Here is an 11,999-nt window from a genome sequence, read left to right as displayed (position 1 = left end):
GGGCACCCCGGGTCACCGGATCGCTCCGCAGGCGGACCCGGCGCCATGAGACGGCGCCGGGTCCGTTCGCATCAGCGCTTCAGCTGGGTGAGCTCCTGGAGGACCTCGTCGCTGGTCGTGATGATGCGCGCGTTGGCCTGGAAGCCGCGCTGCGCGACGATCAGGTTGGTGAACTCCTGCGAGAGGTCGACGTTGCTCATCTCCAGAGCGCCCGAGACCAGGCTGCCGAAGCCTGCCTGGCCCGGCTCGCCCATGCGCACCGCACCGGAGTTGACGGATGCGCGGTATGCCGTTCCGCCGGCCTTCTCTAGTCCCTCGGGGTTGGCGAACGTGGCCATCGCGATCTTGCCGAGAGTCTGCGTCGCACCGTTGCTGAACGTGCCGACGATGGATCCGTCGCCGGTGATGCTGTACGACTTCAGGGTGCCGGCTGCCGCACCGTCCTGCTCGGACACGGCGACCGTCGACAGTTCCGCATAGCCGGTGACCGCTCCGAGGTCGACGCTCACAGCCCCTGCGGTGAGCGTGAGGCCAGCCCCGGCCTGCTTGCCGTCGGTGAACGCCAGCGACCCGGTCGCACCGCTGGTCGGCTCGGTGACGTCCCATCCGGTCGCCGTCTTCGTGAAGGTGAGACTGAGAGTCGAGGGCGTGCCCTGCGCGTCGTAGACAGTGACGTCGCGCACCAGCTCGTCGCCGGTCGCAGCCGTCGACGGGAGGTTGCCGGTGACGGTGGCTTCGGTCGTCGCCTTCGCGGGAGACACGGCGTCGAGCGGGAGCACGATGTTGCCCGTCGCCTGGCCGGTGTTGACGACGCCGTCCTGTGCCGACCAGCCCTGCACGATCGAGCCGTCGGCGGTGACCATCTTGCCGGTGGGGTCGAACGAGAATCCACCTGCTCGGGTGTACAGGGTCTCTCCGCCGGATCGGACCGCGAAGAAACCGTCGCCCGAGATCATCAGGTCGCCTCCTCGGCCGGTCGCCTGGGCCGAGCCCTGTGCGAAGTTGGTGCGCACCCCGGCGACCTGCACGCCGAGACCGACCTGGGCGGGGTTGCGACCGCCGACCTCGTCGTCGGGGATTCCCGGGTTGCCGACCAGCTGCGACAGGGAGTCCTGGAACAGCACGGACGAGCCCTTGAACCCGGCCGTGTTGACGTTCGCGATGTTGTTGCCCGTGACATCGAGCATGGTCTGGTGCGAGCGGAGGCCGGAGATTCCGGAGTAGAGCGAGCGGAGCATGGGGTTCTCTCTTCCTGGGTGAGACGGAGGTCAGACTGCGGCGGGGGTGGGCGCAGCGGGGGTGGTCGGTGCGGGGGCGGTCGGTGCGGGGGCGGTCGGTGCGGTGGTGACGCCCGTGATGACGTCGAGCGCGACGGTCTTGTCGCCGATCGTCACCTGCGGGATCGGTCCGTCGAACGAGACCTTGGTCACGAGGCCGGAGACGGTCTTGCCGTCGGCATCCTTGTAGGTCGCCTCCTGGCCGATGAGGGCGCTCGCGGCCTGACGCATGTTCAGGGCGAAGGCCTCGGCGCCGCTGTCGGCGAGAGCCGTCAGCTGCTCCATCATGGCGAGCTGGGTGGTCTGCGAGATCATCTCGTTGGTGTCCATCGGACTCGAGGGATCCTGGTGCGTCAGCTGGGTGACCAGGAGCTTGAGGAACACTTCTCCGTCGAGCACCTGCTTCCGGGCTGCGGGGTCGGTGGTGCTTCCCGTATGGATCGAACTCGGGGCGCTCACTGCGTCGACAGTCATTCGGTCGTCCTCTCAGGCGAAGATGTCGAGCCCCGCGCCGGAGGTGGCAGAGGGCGTTGTCTGGATGGTGCGGGGAAGATCCCGCGCCTGCTCGATCCCGCGGGGGTGGTCGGGGCGCCCGCGGTTCGCCTCGCGATCGCCTGCCCCCTGCCCTGTCGGCGCATCGCCCGCGGCCTGCTGGCCGCGGTCGCTGGAGGCATCAGCGGAAGAGCCGTGGGTGACGCTCAGCGAGGCGTGCGGCATCACTGCGGCGAGGTCACGGCGCAGCTCGACGAGCATGGTGCGCAGCGCGTCGCGCCCGGCGTCGGTCGCACCGCTGAGTTCGACCTGCACGTCTCCGGATGCGGAGATGTGCGCGCGCACCGTGACGGGGCCGAGGCTGTCGGGGTTCACCGTCATCGTGAGCTGGTGCGTCCCCATCGGACGCTGGGCGATGCTCACGACCACCGGCGCGACCTGGGCGGCCACCGCACGATTCGCGGTTGTGGCCGCATCGGGCGACGACACGGGTGTCGCCGTCGGCAGGGGGGCAGCGACCGGCACGGTCGAGGCCGTCGCGGGAGCGGGCTGCGACCCCTGCGCCTGATCCCCCGCATCGCTCGTCACCTGCTGATTCGGAGCGGCCACGGTCGCGGCCAGAGGGGCACCGACCATGGACGGGATCGCGGGCGTCGATTGCCTCGGGAGTGACTCCGGCCGGGGCACGACGGCGACCGGCTCGGACAGCGACGGATCGGCGCCGCCACCGGCAGGCTCCAGCGGAGTCGCCGGAGCGTCGACGTCGACTTCTCGGACGTCGCCCAGCGTCCCGCCCTGCATCGATCGGGGGTCGCCGCGTCCACCGGCGACGACTGCCGCGCTCACCGAAGCGGGTGCCGAGATCGACGCCGAAGCCGACGTCGTCGGCGACGCCGCGGCAACCGGAACCACGTGCATTCCATCCGTCGTGGCGGCGCCGCTCACGGGATCGACAGGTGTCGCCTCCGTCCCGGCCGTCCCGGGTACGGTCTCCACCACCGCGTCCGGAGCCGTCTCACCCGGAACGGTGCTCTGGGACGTCGTCACCTGGGACGTCGTCACCTGCGGGGCTGCCACGGAGGGCCCTGCGGTCTCCGGAGCCGACCACGCGACCAGATGGGTCATGGCCGCGATCGCCGCCTGCGGGTCGATCGTGCGATCTGCTGCCGATGATGCTTCCGCCGTCGATCCGCTCGGCCGATCTGCGGCGAGCATCGCCGTGCCCGAGTCCGACGCGCCGTCAAGCGCCTGACCTGCCGCGGTGAGCGCGTTGCCGAACAGCGAACCGGAGTCACCCGACGCTCGTCCCCCGGTGTCCGCCTCACTCGGGCCGGCGCCGGAGATCATCGCGAGCAGTGCCACCCCGGTCATCCGAGCATCTCGATGATCTTCTGCATCGACGGAGTCGATCCGCCTGTCCCCGAGGCGCTCGCCGAGAACAAGGTCTGCAGTGCTGCGATGACGTCTGCGTTCTCTCCGCCGGATGCCGCAGTGCTGGCGGCCGCTGACCCCTCGGCCGGGGCAGGGGCGGTGGTCTCGGTGGCCGAGGCCGCCTTGGCCGCCTCCAGCACTCCGGCGAACGTCGTCGAGCTGGCCGCCGATGTCTCGGTGGTCGCCTCGGTCGCAGCTGCGGCGGCCGCACGCCCCGCTGGATCCAGCGACACGATCTGGGTCTCGATCGCGTCGACGCGGGCGATCACCGCTGCGAGCCCGGTCATGCCGCGCTCCCCTCACGTCGCGAGGTGCGCACCACGGCGATCTCATCGAGCGCGGTCTGCTCGGCGGCGAGCTCGGCCTTGGCGGTCTCGACCCGGTGGGTGCTCTCGAGTCGCTCGAGCCCCTTCAGATCGCGTCGCGCTTCGACATGCGCAGACCTGGCCTCCGACTCCGCGCTGCGTCTCATGTCGACGAGCGCCTGGAGGTCGCTGAGAGTGCTGCGCCCCGCGGCGCGGGCCGCGGCCATGGCCATCAGCGCCCGAGGATCATCGATCTGAGCGCTGATGTCGGCGAGGCTCGTGATCGCAGTCTGCGCCGCGGTCTCGGCCTGCGCCCGTTCTGCGCTCGCACGCGAGAGATGCTCGGCGGCGACACGTTCCTGGGCGCCGCGCACACGCAGCAGACCAGCCAGTGGGAAGGTCATGGGGTGAGTCCTCCGAAGTCGGTGGTGAGGGTGGCGAGCTGCAGCCAGGATTCGTCTGTCGCGGCGAGGTAGTCGATGCTCTGGGTGAGGAATCGGGAGATCGCACCCTCGTGAGCGATCGCGGCGTCGACCATCGGGTTGGCCCCCTGCCGATAGGCGCCGATCTCGATCAGGTCGTTCGCACTGCGCCGAGCGGCCAGGACGCTGCGCAGCGTCACGGCGTTCTGCCGCTGCTCCGGCGTGGTGACCTTCGACACGACGCGCGACACCGACCCGAGCACGTCGACGGCAGGAAAGTGACCGCGGATCGCGAGGGCCCGATCGAGCACCACATGCCCATCGAGGATTCCTCTGGCGGCATCGGCGATCGGCTCGTTGTGGTCGTCGCCGTCGACGAGCACCGTGTAGAGACCGGTGATCGACCCCACGGGCCCTGTTCCCGCCCGCTCGAGCAGCCGGGCCAGCACCGAGAACGTCGAGGGCGGATAGCCCCGGGTCGCGGGCGGTTCGCCGGCGCTCAACCCGATCTCGCGCTGCGCCATGGCGACGCGCGTCAACGAGTCCATCATCAGCACCACGTCGAGTCCGTCATCGCGGAAGCCCTCGGCGATCCGCGTGGCGACGAACGCCGAGCGCAGCCGTGCCATCGCCGGCTGGTCCGAGGTCGCGACGATCACCACCGAACGCGACAGACCCTCAGGCCCGAGGTCGTCTTCGAGGAACTCGCGCACCTCGCGACCGCGCTCGCCGACGAGGGCGATGACGTTCACATCGGCGGTGGATCCACGGGCGATCATCGACATCAGTGACGACTTGCCCACACCCGACCCGGCGAACAGACCGAGACGCTGTCCCGAGCCCACGGGTGTCATGGTGTCGAGCACGCGCACACCGAGTCCGAGCTGCCGGTCGATGCGCTGGCGGTCCATCACGCTCGGGGCATCGTGGTCGAGCGACACGTGGGCGACGCTCCTGTCGAGCGGCCCCTTGCCGTCGATCGGCCGACCGAGTCCGTCGAGCACGCGTCCGAGCAGCGCTCGTCCCGTCGGCACCTGCAGCGGCGCTCCCCCATGCCGCACCCGGGCACGGGCGGTGATCCCGTCGAGCCTGCCCAGGGGCATGCAGCGGACTGAGGCACCGTCGACGGCGACGATCTCGGCATCGACCGGGCGGCCGTCCGCCGTGTCGATGCGGATGCGGTCGCCGACCGCTCCGTCGATGCCGAGCACCTCCACCCCGAGTCCTCGCACCGCCTTCACCGTGCCGGAGCGCTCGGGGCGCGCGGCCGTGAGCGCGCGCTGCCACGACCGCGTCCCGGTGATCACCCGATCACCTCGGCAACCTGGTCGTCGCCGTCGAGTGCTGCGGCCGCGCGCGCGAGTGCTGCGGTGATGCGCGTGTCGACCGCCCCGTTCTCGATCTCCACGATGGCGCCGCCGTTGTCTACGGCGGGAGAGACCGATACCTGGATGCCGCGGAGCGCGTCGATCGTCGACTCCTCCTCCTGCAGGACACGGGCGTCCTGCACGCTGAATGCGACGCGAGTCCACCGGTCCGCCGGCATCTCGGCCAGGGCGCGCCGAAGCGCGTGAGCGGCGGATCGCGCAGGATCCGACAATTCCGCTCCGAGGATCGTCGTGGCCAGCATGACCGCGAGTTCTTCGACTCGGTCGGCAGCGAGCGTGCTCAGCTCGTCGATGCGCTGGTCGAGCGCCGCCTGCGCGGTCTCCAGCGCGCGCAGACCAGAGCCCCGCTCGTGCAGGTACAGCTCCTGGAGTTCCTGCATCCGCTGCTGCTGCGCGGCACGCTGGGCCTCACCCTCGTCCAGTGCGACTCTGCGACCTTCGGCGAAGCCGTCGGCGTAGCCCCGGGTGCGAGCGCGGTCGGCCTCGCCTCGGAGGTCGATGGGAGTCTCGCCGACGCGCGGCACGACCAACGGCGTGAAGGCGGAATCGAGCACAGCGGACACCTCGGAGTCGAAGGGCGAGGCCTGTCCGTGGCCCGTAGGTCGAGCGATCCGTGCTCCCTGCCCACTATCGCGACACATATCTGCGGCCGTAACCGCCGCCGCCGAATCACCTGCCGTCAGAGGGATCACTCGATGAGCTCGTCCTCGTCTTCGCGCGAGATCGTGATCTCCTCTGCGGCCTCCAGATCACGGATGATGCGCACGATCTCGGCGCGGGCCTCGTCGACCTGACGCATGCGCACGGGACCCAGCACCCGGGTCTCCTCAGCGAGGTTCTCCTGGTTGCGCTCGGTCATGTTGCTCTTGACCTTGTCGGTGATCTGCTCGTCTGCGCCCTTCAGCGCGAGCGCGAGCATGCGGAGGTCGATCCCGCGCAGCACACGCTGGGCGTCGCGGTCTTCGAGACGAGCGATGTCGGCGAACGTGACCATGCGGCTGCGGATATCCTCGGCCAGCGCCAGGTCGCGCCCCTCGAGGCTCGCGAGCAGCGACTTCTCGAGGGCGGTGTCGGACCTGTTGATGATCTCGACGAGAGGCTGCACGCCGCCGATCGCCTCATGATTGTCGCGCATCGCGAAGACGCCGGTGCGAGAGCGCAGCGAGTCGGCGACGATCGAGATCGCCTCCTGGGTCGCGGTGCCCATCGTCGCGATCGCCTGAGCGACATCGGTGCGCAGCGGGTCCTGCAGGGCGGCGAGCACCGCCGCCGCCCGATCGGCTCGCAGGTTCGCCAGCACCACGGCGACCGTGGTCGGCAGCTCGCCCTCGATGATCGTGGCGAGCTGGGCCGGGTCTGCCGCGTTGAGGAAGTCGAAGGACACCGAGCCCTGCGACATCACCCTGCCGACCATCCCGACGGCCTTCTCGCGCCCGAACGCCGTCTCGAGCAGTCCGGTGGCGAGTTCCTGGCCGCCGCGCGACGGCACAGAGCCGCCGGTGGCGATGCGCCGGAACTCCGCGAGGGCGCGGGCGGTGGAGGCGACGTCCACTCCCCCGAGCTGCGTGAGCTCGGCGGCGAGCATCTCGGAGCGCTCCTCACCGAGGTGACGCAGCACTTCGGCGCTGGCCGCGCGGTCCATGTTCATCAGCACGATCGCGGCCTTGCGAAGGCCGCTCATCTCCGGCACCGCAATCGCCGCGGGCGCCACGGCGGTCGAGACCTCGACCGTGTCGGCCTGTGCATCCAGCAACTCGGTCAATGCGCTCATACGGTCGCCTCGTCCATCAGGTCGGCCAGTGCGCTGGCGATGGTGTCGGGTTCGCGCTTCGCCAGATCGTCGATCTCACGGCGTCTGCGCTCGACGAGCACCTTGTCGGGCTCCGGTTCGTCATCGAGGTCGATCGATGCCGACGGCAGCAGCGTCGTGGGTGCCGGGGCGACGATCGCCTCGGCCTCCTTGAGGCCCCTGAGTGAACGGAGCTTCTGCTCCTCGCTCTCGGTGACGGTGGCGAAGTACTCGATCGGACCGTCTTCGGTGTAGAGCACACGGCGCTTCATCTTGCGGCGCACGACGAGGAAGACGATCAGGATGATCACCGCCAGCAGGATCGATCCGCCGATGATCGCCGACCGCAGCAGCTCCTGCTGCATCTGCGCCTCACGCTCGGCCTCCGCTGCCGCGAGCGCCGTCGCCGCCGCCGTCGCTCCCGCCTCGTTGAACTCGACGAACTCGACGGCGATCTCGTCGCCGCGCTCGACGTCGATGCCGGCGGCCGATGCCACGAGCGATTCGATCTGGTTCGCCGTCACGCCTGTGACGGTTCCGCGATTCAGCGCGATGCTGACCGTCTGCCTCGTCACCTCTCCTGCCGGGGTGATGGTCTTCTCCGTCGACTTGTTCACGGCGTTGTTGCGAGACGTCTCCTCGAACTCGTAGGCGCCGGTGCCGTCGGCGTTGTTCGGGACCGCGATGTTGTCGGGGCCGAGCACGCCGGTGCCGCCCGCTTGACCGCCGTTGTAGGTCTCCGTCTTGGTCTCCTCCGACGCGCTCAGCTCCCCCTCGGGCGCGGAGTACGTCTCGTCCATGCGCTCGGACGTGGAGTTCGCGACGTCGGCCGACACCGTCACGGTGGCGTTTCCGGGCCCGACGATCGTCTCGAGCATCTTGCTGACGGATGCGGCGACCTTCGCCTCGTGCTCCGTCGCCTGCTTCGACGAGTTGCCGGTGAGGCCGGTTCCGACAGCCGAGAGCACTCGGCCGTCCTGATCCGTCACCGCGACGTCTTCGGGGGTCATCCCGGGCACGGCGGCGCTCGTGAGGTGCACGATGGCCTCGATCTTCTCGTCGCTGAGGGTCGATCCGTTGCGGGTCTTCACGAACACGGATGCGGTCGGGCTCTGCCGCTCCGAGACAAACACCCTCTCTTCGGGGATCGCGAGCTGCACAGATGCGGTGGAGATGCCTTCCATGGCACCGATCGTGCCGGCCAGCTCGCCCTCGATCGCGCGCTTGTAGGTGACCGACTGCTGGAACTCGCTCGCGGTCACACCCATGTCGTCGAGCAGCGTGTACCCCTCGCTGGTGTCTCCGGGAAGACCGGCCGATGCCGCTGCCAGGCGCTGCGCGTAGACCTGGTCGTCGGGCACGAGGATGGTCGCGCCGCCCTCGGTGAGCTCGTAGCCCACGCCCGCCGACTTCAGCTGCTCGACGACAGCCGACGCATCGCCGGCGCTCAGGCCGGTGAACAGCGGACTCATCTGCGGCTTGGTGAGCCATGCGCCGAGCGCGATGGCCCCCATCACGAGCAGCGCGACGCCGATGATGGCGATCGTGCGCTGTGCGAGAGAGAATCCTGAGACGACCAGCTTCGCGCGGTCGTAGTAGCTCGTGAGCATCTTGGGCATCGTCAGGCCTGCATCCTCATGATCTCGTTGAACGCCGAGACGCTGCGGTCACGCACGGCGACCACCAGATCGAGCGTCACTGAGGCGCGTGTCGAGGCGATCATCGCCTGGTGGATGTCCTGCAGGTCACCTGTGACGGCCTTCACCGCCAGCTCGTTCGACGACGACTGCAGCTGCTGGAGGTTCTCCACGGCGCCCGAGAGCGATGTCGCGAAGGCGCTCCCCGATGCCGATGCACCGGATGCCTCCGGACCCGTCTCGAAGCTGAGCGCAGAGAGCGGCGTGACGCCTGCCGCGGAGATGGCCTCGACGCCGGACATCAGTTGCGCCCGATCTGCAGTGCGGCCTCGTACGTCGTCTTCGCACGGTCGACGACGGCGGCGTTCGCCTCATATCCGCGCTGCGCCAGGATCAGCATGCTCATCTGGTCGCCGAGCTCGACGTTCGGGTACTGCACATAGCCGTCCTCGTTCGCGTAGGGGTGCTCGGGGTCGTACACGAGCTTGGCCTCGGCATCGGATTCGACCACGCCTGCGACGTAGACGCCCGGACTCTCCGTGCCGGCCTGCACGGTGACGAACTTCTCTCGGAACGCCTCCTGGCCCGCGGGAGTGGCCGTGTTCACGTTGGCGATGTTGTCGCTGAGCGCGTCGAGCCACTTGCGGTGCGCGGTCAGGCCGGTGCCGGCGATGCCGATCGCGTCGAAGGTCATGCGGAGGCCTGCCCGATCGCCTTGGTGATGGACGCCGCCTGGCCGCCGATCGCCTGGCTGGCGAACTGGAACCGCAGCACGGTGTCGATGTTCGACAGGGTCTCGGTGTCGAGGTTGACGTTGTTGCCGTTCACCCTGGTCGGTTCGAGCGATCGCTCGACCGTGGCGCCGACTGTTCCCGAACCGCCTTCGACGGCGGAGCGCAGCTCGTCCTCGAACTGGACGCGCTTGGCCTGGTAGCCGGGCGTGTTGACGTTGGCGATGTTCTCGGCGATCGAGCGTTGGCGCAGGGCCAGCCCATCGAGGGCGCTGATCAGCGCAGAGGAGGTGACGGATTCGAGCACGGGGGCACTCCGGACGTTGGTGGAGAGGCCGATCCCTGGCCAATCGTCGAGCGATCCGTGCTCGGTGCCGACTATCGCGACACTCGACTGCTCACGTAACCTCGATGCTCAACCCTCGACGTCGAGATATGCGGGTACGTCGGTCTTGGAGGTCGGCACCCGTCGCAGTGCGGCGATCTCGCGTGCGACATGGGCGCGGGAGGTGACCAGGCCGCCGATCATGAGCTGCTGTCGCGCGAGAACAGCCTCTGCGCGTTCGCGAAGCTCCTCCGGCACGGGGCCGGGTGGCGCATCGAAGGGCTGGTCATCGAGCTGCTCGTCGGCAGCGTCGAGAGCCCGCTCGAACTGGTCGAGCACCGTCAGCCAGGCCGAGAGGTTGTCAGGCACGAGAGCTCAGGCCAGAGCCGTGATGGGCGTCTGCGTGCCGGACGTGATCGCCGCGGCCGCCGCATGCCAGGCCTCGCGCAGCGGAACGACGAGATCGCGGCACTCTGCGGTGGCGACCCGATCACGAGCGATGTTCGCGGTGATCAGACGGCCCGTGAGGTACGTGTACACGCCATGCAGTTCAGCGGAGCCGTCCCACTCATCGGTGAGTGAGCCGTTCAGTTCGGCGACGATCTGCTGCGCGTGCACGAGGTGGTTGCCCGCGGCCGCCCAGTCTCCGGACTCCTGCGAGGCGTCTGCGCGCTCGATGTCGACCAGCAGGCGGTCGTAGAGCAGCACGAGAAGGCGTTCCGGCGTGGCCGAGGCGACCTGCTGCTCGAGGTACTGCTGCTTCGCGCGGTCGAGAGAGGTGATGGGCATGGTTCTGGTCTCCGATGAGATGGTGGTTGCGGTGCTCAGGTCACGACGTCGTCGTGCCGTTGAGGCCTGCGAGCTGCGAGGTGAGCCACGACGACTGCGACTGGAGCTTCGAGAGCTGGACCTCGAGCTGCGCATAGGTGCGCTCGAGCGTCGCCTGCCTCTGCTCCAGCCGGACGTCCCATCGCTCCACCTGGGTCTTGAGCGTCTTGACCTCGGTCTCCTGACCGGTGATGCGCTGGGTGAGCAGCCCGTCGTACTTGTCGGAGTACTGGTCGGTGACGCCTTCGACCCGTCCGGCGATCGACGAGAAGATCTCCTGGGTCTTCTCCGGATCCTCGGCGAGGGCCTTTCCGAACTTCTCCGCGTCGAAGGAGAGCACGCCCTTGTCGCTGATCGAGATTCCGATCGTCGACGGCGATACTCCGTCGACCGGAAGCTGCATCGCGTTCGCGAGAGCGCCGCGGAGATTGCGAACGGTGCTGTCTCCGGTGAACACGCCGAGAGTGGTGGTCTCGCCGACATCTCCGATCGTCGCCTTCGATCCCTTGTCGATGCGCGTCAGCAGCGCAGCGATCTCCTTGACGAACGTCTCGGCGGTCGTGGTCTGCTTCTTGTCGTCCCTGGCGACGGTCACCGTCACCGGATCAGCGCTGGGCTTCGTGACCGTGACCTCGATGCCCTCGCCCACGCTGATCGTGTTGCTGGCGCTGTTCAGCGTCTGCTCGGCGGCGGTTCCGGCGAACAGACGGATTCGGGCGTCGGCCCCCTGCGTGATGACGGCGGCGCCCGGCTCGGCGCCGAGATCCGTCGAGGTGCCGGCCGCGACGTCCGCGGCAGTGCCTCGATGCACGGCGAACTCGCCGGCTGCGCCGGTCTCGATCGACGTCAGCTGAATGCGAGAAAGCGGCTTGCCGTCGGCATCCACACCGGCGGGGACGACCGTCGCGCTCACCCCGGCCTTGGACGCGTTGATGGCCTTGGCCAGGTCCTGCGGACCCGTGCCGAGCGGGGTCACCTCGATAGATTCACCGTCCGAGCCGACGAGAGTGAATGCGCCGCCCCATGCCGCGGATCCTCCGGATGCCGTGACGATGGAGTGCGCCGTGGCGACGGCGTCGACGACGACGTCGGTCGAGAACGCCGATGCCTTCGCGCCGGCCGTGACCGTGACGGTCTCGGATGACGATGTCGCCGTGAACGAGGCGAGCGAGGAGGGTGCGGCCGCGGTCTTGGCCTTGGCGACGAGCTCCTGCAGCGTGGTGTTCAGCGACTGGAGGTTCGTGATGATCGAGTTGCGGTCTGCGATCTTGTTGGTGATGAGCGTCTTCGGAATCGCCGAGACGTCCATGAGCGCTTTGATGAGCTCTTGCGTCTTGAGCCCTGATACGAGTCCGTCGAGTTTCATCCCGGTCG

The 11,999-nt window shown here is 68.9% G+C and carries 15 protein-coding genes; all 15 read right to left on the bottom strand.

Features of this window, described 5'->3' with window-relative positions:
- Nucleotides 1-71: 71 nt before the first annotated feature.
- A complete protein-coding gene (locus tag OPU70_RS01760) occupies nt 72-1,238 on the bottom strand; it encodes a flagellar hook protein FlgE (RefSeq protein ID WP_498557038.1) in 1,167 nt (388 codons plus the stop codon).
- Between the two features lie 30 nt (nt 1,239-1,268).
- A complete protein-coding gene (locus OPU70_RS01755; protein ID WP_498557037.1) occupies nt 1,269-1,751 on the bottom strand; it encodes a flagellar hook capping FlgD N-terminal domain-containing protein in 483 nt (160 codons plus the stop codon).
- A 12-nt stretch (nt 1,752-1,763) separates the two neighbouring features.
- Nucleotides 1,764-3,140, bottom strand: coding sequence for a hypothetical protein (locus tag OPU70_RS01750; RefSeq protein WP_498557036.1), 1,377 nt, complete (start codon nt 3,138-3,140; stop codon nt 1,764-1,766).
- Entirely contained in the window at nt 3,137-3,487 is a 351-nt protein-coding gene (locus OPU70_RS01745; RefSeq protein ID WP_079112905.1) for a hypothetical protein, read from the bottom strand. Before OPU70_RS01745 ends, OPU70_RS01750 begins: the two co-directional genes overlap by 4 nt.
- Nucleotides 3,484-3,909: a flagellar FliJ family protein gene (locus OPU70_RS01740; protein WP_042537465.1), complete on the bottom strand. Its 426-nt coding sequence runs from the start codon at nt 3,907-3,909 to the stop codon at nt 3,484-3,486. The genes OPU70_RS01745 and OPU70_RS01740 overlap by 4 nt, the downstream gene beginning before the upstream one ends.
- The gene (locus OPU70_RS01735; RefSeq protein ID WP_498557231.1) at nt 3,906-5,231 is read right to left on the bottom strand and encodes a FliI/YscN family ATPase; all 1,326 of its coding nucleotides are present in this window, start codon (nt 5,229-5,231) and stop codon (nt 3,906-3,908) included. Before OPU70_RS01735 ends, OPU70_RS01740 begins: the two co-directional genes overlap by 4 nt.
- Nucleotides 5,231-5,869 carry a FliH/SctL family protein gene (locus tag OPU70_RS01730; RefSeq protein WP_042537470.1) on the bottom strand — a complete coding sequence of 213 codons (639 nt, stop codon included), beginning with the start codon at nt 5,867-5,869 and terminating at the stop codon, nt 5,231-5,233. The genes OPU70_RS01735 and OPU70_RS01730 overlap by 1 nt, the downstream gene beginning before the upstream one ends.
- Nucleotides 5,870-6,003: 134 nt before the next feature.
- Nucleotides 6,004-7,086 (bottom strand): flagellar motor switch protein FliG, encoded by a 1,083-nt coding sequence (fliG, locus tag OPU70_RS01725; protein WP_228385512.1) that lies wholly within the window; start codon nt 7,084-7,086, stop codon nt 6,004-6,006.
- A complete protein-coding gene (gene fliF / locus OPU70_RS01720; protein ID WP_498557035.1) occupies nt 7,083-8,723 on the bottom strand; it encodes a flagellar basal-body MS-ring/collar protein FliF in 1,641 nt (546 codons plus the stop codon). The genes fliG and fliF overlap by 4 nt, the downstream gene beginning before the upstream one ends.
- 2 nt (nt 8,724-8,725) lie before the next feature.
- Entirely contained in the window at nt 8,726-9,043 is a 318-nt protein-coding gene (gene fliE, locus OPU70_RS01715; RefSeq protein WP_042537474.1) for a flagellar hook-basal body complex protein FliE, read from the bottom strand.
- Nucleotides 9,043-9,435, bottom strand: a complete 393-nt coding sequence (gene flgC / locus OPU70_RS01710) for a flagellar basal body rod protein FlgC (RefSeq protein ID WP_042537476.1) — start codon at nt 9,433-9,435, stop codon at nt 9,043-9,045. The genes fliE and flgC overlap by 1 nt, the downstream gene beginning before the upstream one ends.
- Nucleotides 9,432-9,779, bottom strand: a complete 348-nt coding sequence (locus tag OPU70_RS01705) for a flagellar basal body rod protein FlgB (RefSeq protein ID WP_042537477.1) — start codon at nt 9,777-9,779, stop codon at nt 9,432-9,434. The genes flgC and OPU70_RS01705 overlap by 4 nt, the downstream gene beginning before the upstream one ends.
- A gap of 108 nt (nt 9,780-9,887) precedes the next feature.
- Entirely contained in the window at nt 9,888-10,166 is a 279-nt protein-coding gene (locus OPU70_RS01700) for a hypothetical protein (protein ID WP_042537478.1), read from the bottom strand.
- Nucleotides 10,167-10,172: 6 nt separating this feature from the next.
- The gene (gene fliS, locus OPU70_RS01695) at nt 10,173-10,586 is read right to left on the bottom strand and encodes a flagellar export chaperone FliS (protein ID WP_042537479.1); all 414 of its coding nucleotides are present in this window, start codon (nt 10,584-10,586) and stop codon (nt 10,173-10,175) included.
- 40 nt (nt 10,587-10,626) lie between these two features.
- Nucleotides 10,627-11,991, bottom strand: coding sequence for a flagellar filament capping protein FliD (gene fliD, locus OPU70_RS01690; RefSeq protein WP_079112909.1), 1,365 nt, complete (start codon nt 11,989-11,991; stop codon nt 10,627-10,629).
- Nucleotides 11,992-11,999: the final 8 nt, after the last annotated feature.

The organism is Microbacterium sp. SWDP-B6 (genome assembly GCF_059803615.1).
Note: the sequence above shows the minus strand (reverse complement) of the source record. Positions and strands in the feature narration are given on the sequence as shown.

Coding starts and splice junctions, on each gene's coding strand:
- OPU70_RS01760 (WP_498557038.1), bottom strand. CDS start 1,238: ATGCTCCGCTCGCTCTACTCCGGAATCTCCGGCCTCCGCTCGCACCAG.
- fliS (WP_042537479.1), bottom strand. CDS start 10,586: ATGCCCATCACCTCTCTCGACCGCGCGAAGCAGCAGTACCTCGAGCAG.
- fliF (WP_498557035.1), bottom strand. CDS start 8,723: ATGCCCAAGATGCTCACGAGCTACTACGACCGCGCGAAGCTGGTCGTC.
- flgC (WP_042537476.1), bottom strand. CDS start 9,435: ATGACCTTCGACGCGATCGGCATCGCCGGCACCGGCCTGACCGCGCAC.
- OPU70_RS01750 (WP_498557036.1), bottom strand. CDS start 3,140: ATGACCGGGGTGGCACTGCTCGCGATGATCTCCGGCGCCGGCCCGAGT.
- fliD (WP_079112909.1), bottom strand. CDS start 11,991: ATGAAACTCGACGGACTCGTATCAGGGCTCAAGACGCAAGAGCTCATC.
- OPU70_RS01755 (WP_498557037.1), bottom strand. CDS start 1,751: ATGACTGTCGACGCAGTGAGCGCCCCGAGTTCGATCCATACGGGAAGC.
- fliG (WP_228385512.1), bottom strand. CDS start 7,086: ATGAGCGCATTGACCGAGTTGCTGGATGCACAGGCCGACACGGTCGAG.
- OPU70_RS01745 (WP_079112905.1), bottom strand. CDS start 3,487: ATGACCGGGCTCGCAGCGGTGATCGCCCGCGTCGACGCGATCGAGACC.
- OPU70_RS01740 (WP_042537465.1), bottom strand. CDS start 3,909: ATGACCTTCCCACTGGCTGGTCTGCTGCGTGTGCGCGGCGCCCAGGAA.
- fliE (WP_042537474.1), bottom strand. CDS start 9,043: ATGTCCGGCGTCGAGGCCATCTCCGCGGCAGGCGTCACGCCGCTCTCT.